This window comes from Candidatus Methylopumilus planktonicus, assembly GCF_000981505.1.
In the GTDB taxonomy this organism is placed as follows: domain Bacteria; phylum Pseudomonadota; class Gammaproteobacteria; order Burkholderiales; family Methylophilaceae; genus Methylopumilus; species Methylopumilus planktonicus.
On record NZ_LN827929.1, the window covers coordinates 1,020,894 to 1,040,020 of the forward strand.

General features: G+C 35.7%; 20 protein-coding genes and 1 tRNA gene. 16 read left to right on the forward strand and 5 right to left on the reverse strand.

Features of this window, described 5'->3' with window-relative positions:
• Positions 1-33: 33 nt before the first annotated feature.
• The 9 genes from ftsY to BN1208_RS05390 all read left to right on the forward strand — a co-directional run bounded on the left by ftsY (position 34) and on the right by BN1208_RS05390 (position 8,494).
• Positions 34-1,200, forward strand: coding sequence for a signal recognition particle-docking protein FtsY (gene ftsY, locus BN1208_RS05350; protein WP_046488597.1), 1,167 nt, complete (start codon positions 34-36; stop codon positions 1,198-1,200).
• Between the two features lie 15 nt (positions 1,201-1,215).
• Positions 1,216-1,878, forward strand: a complete 663-nt coding sequence (gene ftsE, locus BN1208_RS05355; protein ID WP_046488598.1) for a cell division ATP-binding protein FtsE — start codon at positions 1,216-1,218, stop codon at positions 1,876-1,878.
• Positions 1,879-2,775, forward strand: coding sequence for a permease-like cell division protein FtsX (gene ftsX, locus BN1208_RS05360; RefSeq protein WP_052734648.1), 897 nt, complete (start codon positions 1,879-1,881; stop codon positions 2,773-2,775).
• A 125-nt stretch (positions 2,776-2,900) separates the two neighbouring features.
• Positions 2,901-3,761, forward strand: coding sequence for an RNA polymerase sigma factor RpoH (gene rpoH, locus BN1208_RS05365; protein WP_082092850.1), 861 nt, complete (start codon positions 2,901-2,903; stop codon positions 3,759-3,761).
• 67 nt (positions 3,762-3,828) lie between these two features.
• The gene (locus BN1208_RS05370) at positions 3,829-4,212 is read left to right on the forward strand and encodes a gamma-butyrobetaine hydroxylase family protein (protein ID WP_046488600.1); all 384 of its coding nucleotides are present in this window, start codon (positions 3,829-3,831) and stop codon (positions 4,210-4,212) included.
• Positions 4,202-4,954 (forward strand): class I SAM-dependent methyltransferase, encoded by a 753-nt coding sequence (locus BN1208_RS05375; RefSeq protein ID WP_046488602.1) that lies wholly within the window; start codon positions 4,202-4,204, stop codon positions 4,952-4,954. The genes BN1208_RS05370 and BN1208_RS05375 overlap by 11 nt, the downstream gene beginning before the upstream one ends.
• Complete coding sequence (locus tag BN1208_RS05380) at positions 4,951-5,511, forward strand: ubiquinone biosynthesis accessory factor UbiJ (RefSeq protein WP_052734649.1); 561 nt, start codon at positions 4,951-4,953, stop codon at positions 5,509-5,511. The genes BN1208_RS05375 and BN1208_RS05380 overlap by 4 nt, the downstream gene beginning before the upstream one ends.
• Complete coding sequence (gene ubiB, locus BN1208_RS05385; protein WP_046488604.1) at positions 5,508-7,046, forward strand: ubiquinone biosynthesis regulatory protein kinase UbiB; 1,539 nt, start codon at positions 5,508-5,510, stop codon at positions 7,044-7,046. Before BN1208_RS05380 ends, ubiB begins: the two co-directional genes overlap by 4 nt.
• A gap of 17 nt (positions 7,047-7,063) precedes the next feature.
• Positions 7,064-8,494, forward strand: a complete 1,431-nt coding sequence (locus tag BN1208_RS05390; RefSeq protein ID WP_046488605.1) for a high affinity choline transporter 1 — start codon at positions 7,064-7,066, stop codon at positions 8,492-8,494.
• Here BN1208_RS05390 and mutM read toward each other — a convergent pair.
• Genes mutM through BN1208_RS05415 form a run of 5 tightly spaced genes read right to left on the reverse strand, consistent with a single transcriptional unit; the run spans position 8,491 to position 13,301 of the window.
• Positions 8,491-9,306 (reverse strand): bifunctional DNA-formamidopyrimidine glycosylase/DNA-(apurinic or apyrimidinic site) lyase, encoded by an 816-nt coding sequence (gene mutM, locus BN1208_RS05395; RefSeq protein ID WP_046488608.1) that lies wholly within the window; start codon positions 9,304-9,306, stop codon positions 8,491-8,493. The genes BN1208_RS05390 and mutM overlap by 4 nt on opposite strands.
• Positions 9,307-9,314: 8 nt before the next feature.
• Positions 9,315-10,202 carry a DUF4340 domain-containing protein gene (locus BN1208_RS05400; protein WP_046488609.1) on the reverse strand — a complete coding sequence of 296 codons (888 nt, stop codon included), beginning with the start codon at positions 10,200-10,202 and terminating at the stop codon, positions 9,315-9,317.
• Positions 10,203-10,211: 9 nt separating this feature from the next.
• Positions 10,212-11,597 carry a GldG family protein gene (locus BN1208_RS05405; RefSeq protein ID WP_046488611.1) on the reverse strand — a complete coding sequence of 462 codons (1,386 nt, stop codon included), beginning with the start codon at positions 11,595-11,597 and terminating at the stop codon, positions 10,212-10,214.
• 2 nt (positions 11,598-11,599) lie between these two features.
• Positions 11,600-12,346, reverse strand: coding sequence for an ABC transporter permease (locus BN1208_RS05410; RefSeq protein ID WP_046488614.1), 747 nt, complete (start codon positions 12,344-12,346; stop codon positions 11,600-11,602).
• A 22-nt stretch (positions 12,347-12,368) separates the two neighbouring features.
• The gene (locus BN1208_RS05415; RefSeq protein ID WP_046488616.1) at positions 12,369-13,301 is read right to left on the reverse strand and encodes an ABC transporter ATP-binding protein; all 933 of its coding nucleotides are present in this window, start codon (positions 13,299-13,301) and stop codon (positions 12,369-12,371) included.
• 156 nt (positions 13,302-13,457) lie between these two features.
• On the opposite strand from BN1208_RS05415, the gene BN1208_RS05420 reads away from it, so the two are divergent.
• From BN1208_RS05420 to pth, 7 genes are all read left to right on the forward strand, one after another.
• A complete protein-coding gene (locus tag BN1208_RS05420) occupies positions 13,458-15,128 on the forward strand; it encodes a tetratricopeptide repeat protein (RefSeq protein ID WP_046488618.1) in 1,671 nt (556 codons plus the stop codon).
• Between the two features lie 23 nt (positions 15,129-15,151).
• Positions 15,152-15,769 (forward strand): outer membrane lipoprotein LolB, encoded by a 618-nt coding sequence (locus BN1208_RS07155; RefSeq protein ID WP_052734650.1) that lies wholly within the window; start codon positions 15,152-15,154, stop codon positions 15,767-15,769.
• Positions 15,756-16,634 (forward strand): 4-(cytidine 5'-diphospho)-2-C-methyl-D-erythritol kinase, encoded by an 879-nt coding sequence (gene ispE / locus BN1208_RS05430; RefSeq protein WP_046488620.1) that lies wholly within the window; start codon positions 15,756-15,758, stop codon positions 16,632-16,634. Before BN1208_RS07155 ends, ispE begins: the two co-directional genes overlap by 14 nt.
• 7 nt (positions 16,635-16,641) lie before the next feature.
• Positions 16,642-16,718, forward strand: a tRNA-Gln gene (locus BN1208_RS05435).
• 55 nt (positions 16,719-16,773) lie between these two features.
• The gene (locus BN1208_RS05440) at positions 16,774-17,706 is read left to right on the forward strand and encodes a ribose-phosphate pyrophosphokinase (protein ID WP_046489357.1); all 933 of its coding nucleotides are present in this window, start codon (positions 16,774-16,776) and stop codon (positions 17,704-17,706) included.
• A 74-nt stretch (positions 17,707-17,780) separates the two neighbouring features.
• Positions 17,781-18,479 (forward strand): 50S ribosomal protein L25/general stress protein Ctc, encoded by a 699-nt coding sequence (locus tag BN1208_RS05445; protein ID WP_082092852.1) that lies wholly within the window; start codon positions 17,781-17,783, stop codon positions 18,477-18,479.
• Between the two features lie 60 nt (positions 18,480-18,539).
• Positions 18,540-19,115: an aminoacyl-tRNA hydrolase gene (gene pth / locus BN1208_RS05450; RefSeq protein ID WP_046488622.1), complete on the forward strand. Its 576-nt coding sequence runs from the start codon at positions 18,540-18,542 to the stop codon at positions 19,113-19,115.
• Positions 19,116-19,127 lie beyond the last annotated feature (12 nt).

Sequence of the window (19,127 nt, forward strand, 5' to 3'; positions counted from 1 at the left end):
CTTTATCTCATTAAGTTCTTAAAATTTTAAAAAATGTTTGAATTCCTAAAAAAGATCATTAAAAAAAATAGCCCAGAGAAAAAACCTGCGGCAAAAAAAGAAGTTATTAAAAAACCAGAAAAGAAGACTTCCTCAGCACCCAAAAAAATAGTTGCTAAAGCACCTAATCTTCCAAAAAAGAAAAAAGCTTTAAAAACTGAGTCCTCAATTAAGCCCCCTCCAAAAGCTTTAAAAAAGAAACCTCTTGAAATTAAAGAAGAGAAAGCCCCTCCAAAAGAAGAGAAAAAAAGTGGTTTTTTTAGTCTAGCTGACAAGATAAAGAAAGGTCTTACTAAGACTAGAGAAAAATTAACTACCGAACTTACCTCTTTATTTACTGGCAAAAAAATTGACGAAGCGCTTTTTGAAGAGCTAGAGACTATATTACTTACTTCTGATGTAGGTATTTCAGCTACTACCTACCTCCTGGATAGCATTAGGGCCTCCATCAAAAAAAATAAGATTGAAAATGCAGATGAGATTAAAGGCTTACTTAAAGAAAAATTAATCGAACTGTTATCCCCTATTCAAAATCCACTTGTATTAAAAGGCACAAGCCCTTTTGTTATTATGGTGGTTGGAGTCAACGGTGCAGGTAAAACAACCACCATTGGAAAGTTGACTAAAATTTTTCTAGATGAAAATAAATCTGTCCTAATTGCTGCAGGCGACACTTTTCGGGCGGCTGCCACTGAGCAACTTGAGGTTTGGGGCGAAAGAAATAATGTTCACGTTGTTTCGCAAGCTTCTGGCGATCCAAGTGCAGTAATTTTCGATGCGATCAATTCTGCAAAAGCAAAAAATATTGATATTGTTATTGCTGATACAGCAGGTAGATTGCCAACGCAAAAACATTTAATTGATGAAATTACAAAAATTAAACGTGTAATTAATAAATGTCATTTGGAGGCTCCCCATGAAATTCTTCTCGTTTTAGACGCTAATACAGGCCAAAATGCTATCAGTCAACTCAGGATATTTAATGAAGCCTTAGGTATTACAGGTCTTGCTTTAACCAAGCTTGACGGTACAGCCAAAGGCGGTGTAATTGCGGCAATCGCCAAGGAGCAACCCACTCCATTAAGATACATTGGTGTTGGCGAGTCTATAGATGATCTAAGAGTTTTTAATGCCCAAGAATATGTTGATGCACTTTTTTAAAATCGGCTTTTTTCCATGATTAAATTTGACCAGGTCCATAAAAGATATCCAGGAAATTTAGGGGCACTACAAAACATTACTTTTGAAATTAATGCTGGTGAGCTTGTTTTTGTTACCGGTCCATCAGGAGCAGGAAAATCAACGTTATTAAAATTAATCACGGCCATTGAACCCGCTACACATGGAACGATTATTTTCGAGAATCAAAATCTAAGCCAAGTAAAAAGCACTTCTATTCCTTACATTAGGAGAAAGTTTGGTTTAGTTTTTCAGGACCATAAACTTTTATATGATCGCAATTGTTTCGAAAATATTGCTCTGCCATTAGAAATTAATGGTGTAGAAATTAATGATATTAGAGGGCGTGTCCGCGCGGCCTTAGATAAGGTAGGATTGCTAAACAGAGAAAAATCAATGCCAATTAGCTTGTCAGGTGGAGAGCAGCAACGTCTCGCAATTGCAAGAGCTATTGCATGTAGGCCTTCCATTCTGCTTGCTGATGAGCCTACAGGAAATTTAGATAAGAAATATGCGGATGAAATTATGAACCTCTTTTATAGTTTTCAAGAGCTTGGTGTTACCGTGATTATTGCGACACATGAAATGCCAATAATTTCAAAAAAACATAAGCAGCTTTATTTGCAAGACGGCAATCTTATAAAGATGACTGAGCAATAAATGAACTATTTTACTTATCATTATCAGATGTTTCTTAAGGCACTTAAGCGAAGCCATGCGTCATTACTTGCTACCCTTATGATGTTTTTAGTTATAGGTATTACCTTTATATTGCCGAGCATATCTTTTCTTATAGTGCAAAATTTAAAATCTATTTCTGAAAATATTCAGCATGAATCACAAATAAGTATCTTCCTAAAAAAAGACACTTCAGCTGATGCTAAAAATAGAATTGAAAATGAATTAAAAAATCGCTCCGAAATTAATAGCTATCATTTTGTAAAAAAAGAAGAGGCTTGGCCTAAATTGCAAAAATCAATGGGATTTAATGATTCAAACAATGGGCTCTCTGAAAATCCATTACCCGATGCCTTCTTTATCTCTCCCAATACGATGAATCCAAATCAAATCATGGACTTAAAATCATTTGTAGAAAAGCTTGATGGGGTAGATCAAGCAGTTGTTGATACAGGCTGGGTTAAAAAATTGAACTCGGTACTTCACTTGGCAAATAAAGCTATTCTTTTGGCTTCAGTTTTACTTGCTTCCATGCTGACAGTGGTTATTGGAAATACAATTCGCCTTCAAATGACATCTCACCATGAAGAAATTGAACTGAGCAAATTAATTGGCGCTACTGATCAATTTATTAGGCGACCCTTTTTATATAGCGGTTTTATTTATGGGCTTGGAGGTGGATTAACTGCTGTCATCACACTTAAATTAATTGTCATTTTCTTAAATCACACTGTCATTGAGGTTGAAGCTCTCTATGGAGCTCAGTTTAGTATTATTGACTTAAAACCTTTGGAGTATTTATCCATCGTCGGCGGCTCAGTTTTGATCGCTGTTGCAGCATCTTTCATCTCCATTAATCAATCGATTAAGAAATTCTAGCCATATAACCCATTGTATTTATTAGGTTAATTTACTATTTAGGGAACCTTATTGGGCTAGCACTCTCTTACGAAGAGTGCTAAAATTATGTTTATGAACGAACTCTTTACAAAGGTTTTATCAAAATGACTTTAGATTTAAGCTTATCTACATTAGGCTCAATTGATAGCTACGATCGCTATATGCAATCCATTAGAGCTATTCCCTCGCTCACTGCGGAAGAAGAGATGAATCTTGGCATGCGCCTTAAAAAATCAAATGATCTCGAGGCTGCGAAAACACTGATCTTGTCCCACCTAAAATTAGTAGTTAAAGTAGCTAGGGGCTATTCCGGTTACGGACTCCCTCAATCAGACTTGGTTCAAGAAGGCAATATTGGACTAATGAAAGCTGTAAAACGATTCGACCCTGAAAGAGGTGTAAGGCTTGTGTCTTTTGCAATCTACTGGATTAAAGCTGAAATTCAAGAATATATTGTAAAAAACTGGCGTTTAGTTAAAACGGCAACGACAAAAGCGCAACGTAAACTTTTTTTTAATTTACGAAGTATGAAGAAAACTCTTCAGCCTCTTAAATCGGATGAGATTAATTCAATCGCAAAAGAGCTTAATGTCAAACCTGAAGATGTGCGTGAAATGGAATATCGCTTTAATGGTAATGAAATTTCATTAGATTATGGATCTGAAGAATCAGAAGATGACGTTTACAGACCCATTGCTTACCTTAAAGATGAGGCGCCTGAGCCATCAGAACAAATGGAAATAGAACAAGCTGAAAATAATAGTCTATCTTCCCTTAAAAAAGCACTTTTATCGCTCGATGAAAGAAGTCGTCTTATTTTAGAAGAAAGATGGCTTAAGGATAAAGAGGCGTCAACTCTTCACGAGCTTGCAGATAAGCTTGGTGTTTCTGCTGAAAGAATTAGGCAGATCGAACAATCGGCAATGAAAAAAATTAAATCATTACTGCAATCTAACATTCAATAATCTTTTAATTTTTACCAAAAAAGCCAAGAGAACTCCGATAATATAGTTTTTTAGGCTTTCCCACAAAGTGACAACAAGTAACGCTAAAATATACCCTTTAGAAATTAAGCTTCATCAATCATCCAAGCTGTTAGAAATTAAATTTAATAATCTAACCGAATGCATGCTTTCATGCGAATTTCTTAGAGTGTATTCCCCGTCCGCTGAAGTAAGAGGTCACGGACCAGGGCAAGAAACACTTCAAATACATAAAGAAAATGTCGGCATAGAAAATATTGAGCCCATCGGTCAGTACGCTATTAAATTAATATTTTCAGATGGTCATAATACAGGCATCTACTCATGGGATTATCTTTATGAGCTTGCTGCTACTTATGATGTGCTGTGGGAAGAGTATTTAAGAAAATTATCTATCGCAGGTATTCAAAGAACAAAAACAGATGTCGAATAAAAAAACACATTTTGGTTATAGTGAAATAGACGCAAAGGAAAAAGTCAGCAAAGTAGCTTCTGTATTTCATTCTGTGGCATCAAATTATGACCTGATGAATGATCTGATGTCATTCGGCATGCACCATATTTGGAAAAAATTTCTTGTAAATACCTCTAACGTAAAGAAGAATGCACGCATTCTTGATATTGCTGGTGGAACGGCGGACTTGTCTATTCTGCTTGCAAAAAAAATAGGGGTGCAATCAGCTGATTTTAACGGGCAGATAATACATTCTGATATTAATTTGTCTATGCTAAACATTGGCCGTAATAAGTTAATTGACCAAGGTATTTTTATTCCTTCTATTTTATGCGATGCCGAATCACTACCTTTCCCTGATAACTATTTTGACTGTGTCACGATAGGCTTTGGTATTCGCAATATGACAGACAAAAAGAAAGCATTAAAAGAAATTTACCGTGTCTTATCCCCAGGTGGAAAAATTTTAATTCTAGAATTTTCAAAAGTATGGAAGCCATTACAGTTTTTTTATGATCAATTTTCTTTTAAATTACTTCCAAAATTAGGGAAGTTATTTGCAAAAGATGAGTCAAGCTATCAATACCTTGTTGAATCAATAAGGGTGCATCCCGATCAAGAATCATTAAAAACGATGATGGAAGAAGAATCTTTTTTAAAAGTGGAATATCTTAATTTATCTTCAGGTGTAGTTGCTATTCATATGGGGTACAAGTTTTGATCATTGACACAATTAAAACAAAACTCACTAACCATTTATTTCAACAAAATGAGTGGTTAAAAAAAGATCTTATCAAGCACAGATTAAAATCTATCTTATTTAACGTAGGCCCCATTCATTATGTATTAATAGTCAACGATAGCGGTTTGCCAGAATATAGAGATCAGATCGATACATGCGATGCAGAAATTAAATTGTCTATATCGTCAGCAATTGAACTTATGCGTGGAAATAAAAAAGCCGATATTGAAATTAAAGGTGACATCGAGTTCGCCACAGTAATGAGTAACTTACTAAGGGATGTTGAGTGGGATTATGAGGATGATTTAAGTGACATTATTGGTGATATTCCAGCATATCATCTTGTAAAATTTGGCAAAAAAGTTGTAACTACTACAAAAGAAACCTCATTTAATATTGCAGATACTTTTAAAGAGTACTGGCTCGAAGAAAAGCCGCTGATTGCTAAGAAAAGACTGGTGGAGCAATTTAATAATGAGGTGGACCGTTTACGATTCGATGTAGATCGTTTAGAGCTCAGACTTAAAAAGTTATGAAATACTTTAGGCTAATTTACATCATTTATATACTTCTTAAGTATCGCCTTGAGGAGTTCATCACATTTAATCGACAGCTTAATGTTTTTGCTTTTCTTGTCTCGATAATATTTTTCTTTCGATCAGCCAAGGAAAATAGAGGCACAAGGCTCAGGCTTGCGCTCGAAGAATTAGGTCCAATTTTTGTTAAATTTGGTCAAATGTTATCCACCAGAAGGGATCTCATTCCATTAGATATTGCAGATGAGCTAGCTAAACTTCAGGATCAGGTACCCCCTTTCCCTTATAAGAATGTCGAAAAAATTATCACAGCTTCATATGGTATGTCGCCAGATAAAATTTTTAAAACGTTTGACCAAGTGCCTACAGCAAGCGCATCAGTTGCCCAAGTTCATTTTGCAACGCTCCATGACGGCAAAGATGTTGCAGTCAAAATACTAAGGCCTAATATTAAGCGCGTCATTAATAAAGATATAAATTTACTTTATCTCATTGCCTACATGCTTGAATTGACATGGTCAGATGGTAAAAGATTAAGGCCAAGGGAGGTTGTGGCTGAGTTTTCAAGGCATATTCAGTGCGAACTAAACCTTATGCTGGATGCAGCAAATTGCAGTCGTTTAGGTGAGAATTTTAAAGATAAAAAATTACTTATCGTACCGGATGTGTATTGGGATTTCTGTAGTGAGGATGTGATGGTAATGGAAAGAATGTATGGAACTCCTATTAGCCACATCGAAACACTGCGTAAGAAAAAAATTGATATTAAGCAACTCGCGCGCAATGGGGTAGAAATATTTTTTACGCAGGTATTTAGAGATAGTTTTTTTCATGCCGATATGCACCCAGGTAACATTCAGGTAGCTGATGATGGGCGCTATATTGCTATGGATTTTGGCATTATGGGATCCTTAAGTGAGAATGATAAAAATTATCTAGCGCGTAATTTTTTAGCCTTTTTTAAACGCGATTACCATGACGTGGCACTTGCTCATATCGAATCAGGCTGGGTACCTAAGGATACTTCTATAGATGAATTTGAAAATGCAATACGATCAGTATGTGAGCCTATTTTTAATAAGCCCTTAAAAGAAATATCATTTGGTCGTCTTCTTATTAGACTATTTCAAACATCAAGACGATTTAATATGGAAATTCAGCCTCAACTTACCATGCTTCAAAAAACACTTTTAAATGTAGAAGGTCTTGGTCGAAACCTAGATCCTGATTTAGACTTATGGAAAACAGCTGCTCCATTTTTAAAAAAATATATGTCAGAACAAAAAGGTATTAAACATATTCTTAAGAGTTTAAAAAATGAACTTCCACATTGGCTTCATTTAACTCCACAATTACCAAGACTTATTCATGAGTTACTTGAACAAAAAAAACATGAAAATGCTATTCACCAAGAAGACATTGGTCGTTTATTAAAAACTCAAAAAAATCAGAGTCGCTGGTTTAAAATTGTAATTACTTTAATTGGGATTACTTTATTGGTAAATTTAACAGTTTTGTTTTATTTTGTTAAATAAATTTAGGAAGTTTTAATTTGCTTATTTGGTTTGTCTCTCTCTATCTTCTTGTCACAATTGGGATTGGTATTTTTGTATCTTCTCGAGTTAAAACTACCAAAGACTATGCTGTCGCTGGAAGACACCTCCCACTTCCTATTGTAACTGCTACAGTTTTTGCAACTTGGTTTGGTGCAGAAGCAATTTTTGGAGTCTCTTCTACTTTCGTTAAAGAAGGCTTAAATGGGGTTGTGGCCGACCCTTTTGGGTCGAGTCTTTGTTTAATAATTGCGGGTATTTTCTTTTCTTCTAAATTATATAAATTAAATATTATTACTTTAGGGGACTTTTATAGGGCTAGGTACAATAGAACTGTTGAGGTATTAACTACTATTGCAATCGTCATCTCATATTTGGGATGGGTTGCGGCACAGATTAAGGCCCTTGGACTAATATTTAATCTTATAACTCATCAATTTATTAGCGAAGACATGGGCATGGTTATTGGCATTTTAATTGTCCTGACCTTCACTACTTTTGGTGGCATGCTATCTGTTGCGATCCTAGACTTTATTCAAATGATTGTAGTTATTGGTGGGCTTCTTTATATCGCATATGCTATTTCTCACTTAACAGGAGGTATTGTTCCCGTCATTGAGAGTGCCTCAATAAATCATAAGTTAGATTTTTTTCCAAAAGGTAATATCTGGACATGGATAACTTTCTTTGGTACATGGATCTCTATGATGCTGGGATCAGTTCCTCAACAAGACGTTTTTCAGCGCGTAACATCAGCTAAAACTGCAAAGGTTGCCTTATACGGCTCAATACTTGGGGCTACAATTTACTTTATATTTACTTTTGTACCAATGTTTATAGCGTATTCGGCCACCTTAATTGACGCTGAATATTTTAACGGTCTCGTCAATACAAACTCACAGCATGTCCTACCTATGCTTGTGCTTAACTATATGCCCCTCTTCGCTCAAGTAATATTCTTTGGAGCTGTTCTATCAGCAATAATGAGTTGCTCATCAGCAACGCTTCTAGCACCATCCATTTCTTTTGCAGAAAATATTGTTAAAGGTTATTTTCCAACAATTAGTGACAAACATTTACTTAAAATTATGAGAGTCACTCTTGTATGTTTTTCTTCTGTCGTCTTGCTATATGCCCTTAGTTCAAATCTTTCAATTTTTGGTATGGTTGAATCAGCTTATAAAATTACGCTTGCAGGTGCTTTTGTGCCTCTTGTATTTGGTGCATTTTGGAAAAAAGCTAATAGCCAAGGTGCTTTGATGGCGATTATTGGCGGTATAGGATCATGGTTATTCGTAGAATTATTTATAGGTGACAAGGCACTGATCCCTGCCCAATTAATTGGCTTGGGCAATAGTATTATTGGGATGGTTGTAGGGTCTTTGTTACCAAAGATTATTAAAGAAACAAATAAGCTTAGTAATAATTAGCTCTGACACTTAATACAGAAGAAACTTGAGCGCTGTCCAATTTTCTTATTTTCAATAATTGTTTTGCACTTTCGGCAAGGCTTGCCCGTCATTCCATACACATTATAAGTTTGCTGAAAATAACCAGACTGTCCATTCACATTATAAAAATCTTTAAGTGAGCTTCCGCCTAATTCAATCGCTTTTATTAATGTAGTCTTAATATATTTAACAATCTTTGTGCATTCGCTCAGGGAAATATCCTTACCTAGTTTACTTGGCAGCACTCCAGCTTTAAATAATGACTCACTTGCATATATATTGCCAACACCCACAACAATATGGCTATCCATAATGATATTTTTAATAGGTGAATTTTTATTATGCGTTTTTGAAAATAAATAGTCTCTAGTGAATAGGCTTTCCAATGGTTCTGGACCTAGCTTCGAAATTAAAAAATGATTTTTGATATCCCCATCCACCCAGAGTATGGATCCAAATCTTCTTGGGTCTGTATACCTTAAAATATTTTTTGAATTATGAAACGCAATATCAACATGATCATGCTTTTCAGGGGGCGTCTCTTTATCTAAGATTTCAAGTCGACCTGACATGCCTAAATGAATCATGAGGGATGCTTTTTCAAATTGAATAATAATATATTTAGCGCGTCTTTTTATATGTAGTATTTTTTGGTTGGGAAGTGTTTTTTTTAAATGCGAAGGGATTGGCCATCTTAGAGATGGATTTCTAATAATAATATTTGAAATAGATTTTTGAAGTATAGGCTTGAGACCTATGCAGGTAATCTCAACCTCTGGAAGTTCAGGCATAAAAGGATTTATTTTTTAGAATGTTCAATGGGAGGATTCATCATAGTAAATCCAATATCGCTCCCAAAGTGGTAGAGCAAACCTTCATCCACTCTATATAATTTCGTCTCAGGTGATTCTTGCACGCGTAAAAAGGTAATCTTTTTTCCATCTATCGTATGGATATCAAAGCTCTTATATGGAATCCTGAGGTCAATAGATGATTTTTCGACCGACTTTGCTGGATTTTTAACCCATGTCATATCGAACCATTCAGCCATCTCGTTTTGTTTAAATTGACTGCCCTCATTAGCAGACCACTCGTTATTATTACGAGTGACTTTTAATCTTTTAGATTGCCATTGTTCAAGACGAGAAAAATCGAAATATTTAATTTCCTCAGATTTAGTTAAAGGCAACTTATCAATAAGCTCAATAGGCTGGGTAGCAGCAGCTTCCGAATAAGACCCGCTAATAAGGTACACATTTTCTTTATATAAAAGGTATTGGTCTTCTGTTACGGAATTGTATGTGCCAAAAATAAACTCCTCTTCCTGCCCCTTATGAATCAATTTTAATTTCATCGTAGGTTTATCTAAACCGTATTTGGCTAGATCGTTTGAAGGTAATTTTTCGCTGCTTGATGTTGCTACGATGGAAATAATTTTCTGTACTGAAAATTGATCTGCTCTACCTTTTACGGGCTCAATCATATCCCATGACTCAGTAGATTTTTTAAAGATTACTGATGCTCTGGATGGAAAGTCTATCTTTATTGAATCAAAATCACTTAAATTAAATGCACTAATTGAAAATTGTTTTGTTTGCTTTATCTTGGTAGGCTTAAGAAATAAGAAAAGTGATATCGATAAGACCATCACCAACAAGATAATATTAATTAACCACCTATTTTTCATAGTTACAAACTAAGCTTTTCTTCGTTTGAACCAGAACAATATACCTAAAGCAAAAAAACCAATCGGTATGAAGTATTCAAAACTGTGAAATACGGTCCATGCAATAATGAATGACATTTGATTGTCAGGAATGGTGACATTCACATCTTTTAAGGGCATTGGCTGTATTGAAATTAAATTATCATCACCTGATAACCAGTTAATCATATTGATCCCAAGATCTAAATTACCGCCATTTGTAATAAATGTATTAGATAAGAAATTACCATTACCTACCACCACAACTCTCTGGCCTTTTTTCCCGTACACCCTTTGAAGTGCTACTGCTATATTAATTGGGCCAGCCTTATCTTTGCTTTTATCGAAAGTAGGTTTCTGGTTTGTCATTACTTGGGAAGATTCCAGCCATCCATTGGGAGACACTTCTATCAATTTACTAACTTCCCAACCATTATCTAAAGTTCCCTTAGCATTAACTTCGTGTGCATTAGAAAATCGCGTTCCTAGCATAAAGTTTCTAGTAATAGCATGTTCCCCATATGAGGAAGCAGAAGCAATATTTTCATTAACCCCTTCAACCTTCTCTGCTGGATCTATAACTTGTCCGCTTGAAACACTTAATCCAAGATAGGCAGCAATTTCATCTAAGCCACGGAAGTTATTATCATCAAGAAGCCAAAGGAGATTTCCACCCGACTCTAGGAATTTTTTAATTTTTTTCGCTTCAATAGGAGAAATAGTTTTTTGCGGGCTTGCAATCACTAGCATTGAACCATTAAGAGGCACTTCTGATTCAATAGTTAAATTTAAATTAGCAAATTTCAACCCTTTAGATTCTAATTGCTTGCCAAACTCACCCACGTCGTTATTTTTAAGCCCAATTAAGTTTCTTTCGCCATGTCCATCTAAATACATAACGGCCCGTTGGCTTGTTCTTGATAAGCGCATAAAAAGATTTGTCATCTCTTGCTCTGCAAAAGGGGGTTTAATATGCTCAGATCTTTTTTGATATTCAACCACAACTTCGCCGTCTTCTTTAATACCGTTTTCCTGTGCTAACTTCGGCTCTTTTATTGGGCTAATAAATTTAACGTTAATATCAGGTTTCGTTCTCTGATATCTCGCCATAAAATTAATGATGCCCTGTCTAAATGTGTCTCCATTATTCACGTCATCTTCCGAAGCAAAGACAGTAAGAGTTATAGGGCCTTGCATTTGCTTTAATACATTAATACTTCCGATTGTTAATGTATTTCTATTGGCTTGTGTTATGTCTTTAGAAAACTTGTATTGATTTGCAAGGAAGCCTAATAAAAATATTAAAGCAATGAATAAAACTACAAAAAAACTATTTTGTATAAGAATCTGCAATCTTAGTTTTGGATTAACTTTCATAATTATCCACGAAGCCTTTCTGCATCAAGACGTCTTATAGTTAATGTCAAAAATGTTGAAATGAATAAAAAGAAATAAATTAGATCTGAGGTATCAATCAGTCCCCTTGAAAAGCTTTGGAAGTGTTTCATTAAGGATATGTATGCAAACCAGTGATTAGGGTCGCTTGCAAACATACTTTCAAGAAAAATTAAGGCAAATAATGAAATAAAACTTAAGATTGCAGCAATAATAGGCTGCTTTGTTAAGCTTGAAAAATAAATTCCTAAAGCAGAAAAACTTCCTAGGAGAAGCCAAAGGCCAAATGAATTTGCGAGTAGATAGCCGAAATCTATATCCGACCAAATATTAAGCGTTATGAGCATCATAAAAATATAAACAATAAGAATGCTTAAGAAAATAATCAACCCAACAAATTTACCTAAAACAATTTCAGTTAAGGAAATCGGTGCGCTAAATAAAAATGGTAATGTTTGATTACGCCTTTCTTCACTAATAAGACGCATCGTCAAAAGAGGGACGGCGAAAAGCATAATATAGCGCGCTATGCCAAAAACTGTCTGGCCAACAAAAATCGTGACTCCAACTCTTTCAGCAGGTCTTACTGCGCCTGACATCACTTCAAAATATTTATTAACTCCAGTAAGATAAAAGTTACCAAGCAAAGCCATAAGAAGAGCCAATATAGTCCACCCCATTGGTGAAGCAAATAAACTTTTAAGCTCTTTTCTTGCGATATTTATAATCATATTAGCGCTCACTCATATTCATTTAATTTTTCTGTTTCATCTGGGTTAATTGAACAAAGACATCTTCAAGACTCGTTTGATCAGGGGCTATTTGATAAAGTCCCCAGCTATTTTTTACTGATAACTTTACGATAGCCTCTGCAGGAGATTGTTTATTTTTAAAGTGAATACGATACATACGATCCTCTACCTTTTCAACTTTTGTAACTCCTTCAATATCATTAAGTGCTGAGATTGTAGGTGCTTTTGCAAAGCCCACCATAAGCTTGTTACCTTGTCGATGCTGTTTTAATTCATCAATTGACCCATGAAATACTAAATTACCTTTATCAATAATTTGAACGCGGTCACATACCATTTCAACTTCAGGAAGAATATGTGTAGATAAAATTACACTGTGTTTTTGACCAATTTCCCTAATAAGAGCTCTAATTTCTCTAATTTGAATCGGATCAAGACCTACTGTGGGTTCGTCAAGAATCAAAACCAATGGGTTATGAATTATTGCCTGAGCAATTGCTACGCGCTGCTGATAACCATTCGATAAGTTTTCAATTAATCGTTTGCTCATATGGCTTAGCCCACATTTTTGTTTCGCAATTTCTACAGCTTTCTTAATTTGCTTGCTTGGGACTTTATGAAGACGCGCAGCAATGGTTAAAAATTCGTCTACTGTAAGTTCTTTATATATAGGGCGCATCTCAGGTAAATACCCAATTAATGCTTTTGCTTCCTTCGGATTTTCCATCATATCAATACCACAAATTTTTACGGTTCCTATCGAGGGGGCTAAATTTCCCGTAAGCATTCGCATCGTGGTCGACTTGCCAGCACCATTAGGTCCCAAAAAGCCCAAAACCTCACCTTTTTCCAGTTGAAAACTTACATTTTTAACGGCCTCGCGACCCCCAAAAAGGCGCGTCAGCTCTATAGCTTCTAAGGTTAAATTTGACATAGATGTTTTTTTGAATTTTTATTGAAAAAATGAATCATAATTATACATATTAAAATATCTTGTTTTACTTTAATTAAGCTCCGGATCATGGCTGACAGCTAAATTATTAGTCAAGATAGTTTAAACTATTGTAGAAATCAAATCTCAGGAATCTTTATGCATCTGCTTAGAATATTTACCTTTATTATTTTTTTCTTATTCAGTATTTTAACCAATGCAAAGCCTGACACATCCAGTTCGATTAATAATTATACCAATCCTGATCTCGTTTTTAGGCTCTTATTAGCTGAAATTGCTTCTCAACGTGGGGAGCTTAATCTTGCAAGCGAACTCTTTTTAGATTTAGCTAAGCAAACTGATAACGGTTTTTTTGCCGAACGCGCGACAAAACTGACTGGCTACACAAGGAATGCTGCATTGGCTCTAGAAGCTTCCAAAGTTTGGAATGAGCTTAATAAGGATTCTGCTGATGCTCAACAAGCCTTAAGTGAAATACTTATAGCTAACAATAAACTTAGTGAAGCAAAGCCAATTTTACAAAAGCTACTCCTCAAAGAAAAAACAAGAGCGAGTGGCTTTTTATATTTAAATAGCATGCTTTCACGAGTTCCGGATAAGAAAGCTGTATTGACTTTAGTGACCGAGCTCGCTCAACCCTATCCTAGATTAGCAGAAGCGCATTTTGCGGTTGTACATGCAGCTTGGATTAATAAAGATCAAAAAGCTTACGAAAAAGAATTGGCTGCTATCACACAAATTAAACCAGATTGGGAAATGCCAATTTTATTTAAAGGGCAAATCTTGGCTCAAGATAGTCCTGAAAAGGCCCTTAATTTCTACAGCAGTTTCTTAAATAAATATCCAAAATCAAACGACGTAAGGCTTGAATATGCAAAGCTACTAACAAATGGTCGGAAATTTAATGAAGCAAAAAATGAATTTATAAAACTTGTAAACACAGCAAATAGTTCTGCAGAGATTACACTTGCAGTAGGTTTATTGTCAGTTGAACTTGAAGATTACGATCTTGCTGAAAAGTATTTTTTACAAAGCCTTAAAAGAAAGCCAAAAGACAAAGATCAAGTCTTTATCTATCTTGCAAAGATTGCGGATAAAAAGAATCTAAGTGATGTGGCAATTACTTGGCTTAATAAAGTAGGCAATGGAAATCATTTTATTGAATCAAAACTAATTACAGCAGAAATCATTGCTAAAAAAGAATCTGTCGATAAAGCGTTAGAATTTTTAAATGCGATAAAATCTAATTCGCCGGATGAAAAATTAAGCGTCGTTCAGTTAAAAACCTCTTTACTTTCCCGATTCAATCGACATCAAGAAGCATTTGAGCTCATGCAGAATGAAGCATCTAATTTCGCTCAATCTGCTGAATTTAAATTTGACTATGCGCTCCTTGCAGATAAGTTAAATAAATATGATTTAATGGAAAAGCTTTTAAGGGAAGCTATTAAAATTAAACCTGACTACGCTGTAGCTTATAACGCACTGGGCTATTCATTTGTTGATAGAAACATTAATTTAGATGATGCAAAGAAATATATTGAGGTTGCCTTATCAATCTCGCCTAATAATCATTACATTTTAGACAGTATGGGTTGGTTATATTTCAGGCTCGGCAAATTAGATTCTGCTCTTTCTTTCATTCAGAAAGCTTATGACGTTCAAGCAGATCCAGAGATCGCAGCGCATCTTGGTGAAATTTTGTGGGCGCAAGGAAAGAAGAAGGAAGCTGGTGATGTTCTTGAATTGTCGCTTCAATCATTTCCCGATAATGAAGTTCTGAAAGAAACATTTAAAAGACTACGTTAATTCTTAACAGAGCTTTTATTTAATTGAATTTTTTTAGCGCCCTTCTTCTTTTAGCAGCATTTTTTTTCTCAGGCTGCTCAACATTGAATGATCCATTTGAGATATTTAAATCCCACTCACCCGCTATTGAAACCTTACAAGCGATTGACGAAAATCGTTTTATCGAAAAATTTTCCATAAAAGCTAAATTTGCTTACTCGGTCGATTCCAAAGGAGGCTCGGGTCGACTGATTTGGCGATATGAAAACAACCAAGATGAAATTGATATCTTTTCGCCCTTTAATAGCCAAGTCGCAAAAATTATTTATTCATCTAATGACAAACGTATTATTGATGCCAATGGGAAAGTTTTGTCGGGTGATGACTTTGATCGCTACATACAATCTTTGTTTGGTAAAAATATTTCGCCAGATCTTTTTAGACATCTAATTACAAATCATGTTGATCAAATTAAAAATTTACATAAAGACGAAAATCAACTTAATCGTACAACTCATTTTTATAATGATGAGTGGAATATCTTAATCAATGCTTTTAAAACTCAGGATGGCTTGACCATCCCCTCTAAAATATCGATTACCCAAGGTACATTTAGTTTTAATTTTATTGTGGAAGAGATTATTAACATTGCAGGCAAATGAACTTAAAGAAAATGGTTATAAAGAATTTTTGGCGCCAGCAAAATTAAATTTATTTCTTCATGTAATAAATAAAAGGCTTGATGGTTATCACAATATTCAAACAGTCTTTCAGCTCATTGATCTTTATGACAATCTTTTTATTAAAATAAACGAGTCTGGACTTATACGTCGGACTTCTCAGCACGCGAATATTCAAGAAAGTGACGATTTAAGCATTAAAGCGGCTCACTTATTAAAGCCATTTGCAGATAACCAATCAGGTGCAGATATCTTCATTAAAAAATCCATCCCGATGGGCGGCGGTCTTGGGGGAGGTAGCTCGGATGCTGCAACAACACTTATTGCCCTGAATTTATTATGGCAATGCCAATTAACACAGAAAGAATTACAAGGATTGGCTCTAAAGCTAGGCGCAGACGTCCCGTTCTTTATTTTTGGCCAAAATGCCTGGGCTGAAGGTATAGGTGAAAACCTCACCCCTTTCCAGACCCCGCCACAAGATTACCTTGTCATAGCCCCTAAGGAGAAGGTTTCCACGAGAGAGGTTTTTGAGTCACTTGAATTGACAAAAGACCGGATTCCATTGAAAATAGCAGGCTTTTCCAGTGAATTAGGCACTAAAAATTTAGCTAACGATTTGCAAAAAGGCGTCTTAAAAAAATTTAAAGGAATTACCCTTGTTTTTGACTGGTTAAACCAGTTTGGCCACGCAAAAATGACAGGCTCAGGATCATGTTTTTTTATATCTTTGAGTTCGGCAGATGAAGGTAAAAAAATAGCAGAGAAAAGGCCAGAACATACACTAGGCTTTGTAGTTAAAGGGTTAAATAACCACCCTCATTTTAATTTAATGTTGGGAACATAATAATAATAGGGGAGTCGCCAAGCTGGTTAAGGCACTGGATTTTGATTCCAGCATGCGAAGGTTCGAATCCTTCCTCCCCTGCCATTTTAGAGACTGACCATTTATAACCAGGACCGAGACTTTGGATAATAACAGCGTCATGATATTCACGGGCAATGCCAATCCTATTCTTGCTGAGCAGGTTGCAAAGAATCTAGGCATTCACCTTGGACGCGCTGACGTAGGTCGTTTTAGTGATGGGGAGGTCATGGTTGAGCTCCTTGAAAATGTTCGCGGTAGAGATGTATTTGTTCTTCAATCTACAAGCCATCCAACCAACGATAACTTAATGGAAATTATGGTGATTGTAGATGCATTAAGAAGATCATCTGCATCGAGAATTACAGCTGCGATCCCTTATCTTGGCTACTCAAGACAAGATAGAAGACCCAGATCAGCTCGGGTTGCGATTACAGCTAAAGTTGTGGCTAATATGCTTACAAGCGTTGGTGTGAATAGATTACTTACTATGGATCTTCACTCTGACCAAATTCAGGGATTTTTTGATATTCCTGTTGATAATATATATGCAACACCTGTGCTTCTTAAAGATTTGCTTGAACAAAATCATAAAAATCTTGTAGTGGTGTCGCCGGATGTTGGTGGTGTTGTTAGAGCAAGAGCGTGCGCTAAACAACTAGGATCAGATCTTGCGATCATAGATAAACGTAGACCAAAACCGAATGTGTCTAAAGTGATGAATATTATTGGTGAAGTAGAAAATAGAACCTGCGTCATTATTGATGACATGGTCGACACTGCAAACACACTTTGCGAAGCTGCTGCTGCTTTAAAAAAGAATGGCGCTACTAAAGTAGTAGCTTATGCTACACATCCAATTCTTTCAGGGGATGCAGCAAAAATTATTACTGATTCAGCATTAGATGAATTAGTAGTAACAAATACAATTCCACTTAATGAAGTGGCAATGGCATGTAAAAAAATTAGGCAGCTTAGCGTTGCTGAACTCCTAGCAGAAACGATTCGTCGTATCAGCCAAGGTGATTCCGTAAGTTCTCTTTTTATGGAATAAAAAATTTGGTCATGTTGACCAATAAACTGCTGCAGTCTGGTCGCGGAATGCAGATTTAATTTAAGGAGTAGTAAATGAAAATCGAAATTAATGCAACAAAACGTGGTGTGAAAGGTACGGGTGCGAGCCGCCGTCTTCGCCACGCTGGAATTGTTCCTGGAATCTTATATGGTGGAGGCAAAGAACCTGTCTCGCTTGACCTAGAACATAAATCTTTATTTTTACAATTTAGACATGAAGCATTTCATGCATCTATCTTGACGCTCAACTTAGAAGGCGGCAAAGAGTCTGTCTTGTTAAGAGATTATCAAATGCATCCTGTAAGAAACACCATTCAGCATATTGATTTTCAACGCGTCAATGAAAATGAAAAAATTCACGTGAAAGTCCCGTTCCACTTCGCTAATGCCGAAGTATCGCCAGGCGTTAAACTTAACGGTGGTATTGTGGCTCACATTATGACTGAAGCAAATATCTCCTGCTTACCAAAAGATCTGCCTGAATTTATTGAGGTTGATTTGGCAGCGCTTGATATTGGCCAATCGGTTCACTTATCACAAATTAAAGTGGCTGAAGGTGTTGAATTCGTTCAGCTTTCTCATGGTAACGATGCAGCAGTTGCATCTGTAGCTAAACCAAGAGCAGTGGTTGAAGAAGTCGTAGCTAAACCAGTTGAAGGTGCTGCTGATGCAGCTGCTCCAGCAGCTGATGGTGCTAAGCCAGCTGAAGGTGCAGCCCCAGCTGATGAAGCTAAATCAGACAAAGCTAAGTAATTTAACTTTTGATACAAATAAGGCGCGCTTAATTTAAAAAAGTGCGCCTTATTTTTTCATATGAACCTAATTAAATTATTTGTAGGCCTTGGAAATCCTGGCGAAAAGTACTCAGATACTAGACATAATGCTGGTTTTTGGTGGATTGATCTCGTCGCTGATCAACATAATATCAATCTACAAAATAGTGATAAGTTTTCTTCAAGTATTGGAAAGTTATCCAATTCGGATGAAATTTATTTTGCTAAGCCTAGTACTTACATGAATGATAGTGGAAAAGCACTTGCAGCAATCATAAAGTTTTATAAGATAAATCCCGAAGAAATCTTAGTCGTTCACGATGATCTTGATATTGACGTCGGTCAAGCCAAGCTCAAATTTGGTGGAAGTCATGGCGGACATAATGGACTTAAAAGTATATTTGTATCCATCGGCTCTCAGAATTTTTGGCGTTTAAAAATTGGTATTGGTCATCCAGGAGATAAGCATTTAGTCGTTGATTATGTTTTAAAAAATCCTTCATCTAAAGAGAGAAGTCTCATTGATGAATCTATAGAAGAGAGCAGTCAGCTTTTTAATGAAATTACATCAGGGCAATTTGAAAAAGCTATGCTCAATCTTCACACTAACAAATAAAGAAAATATATT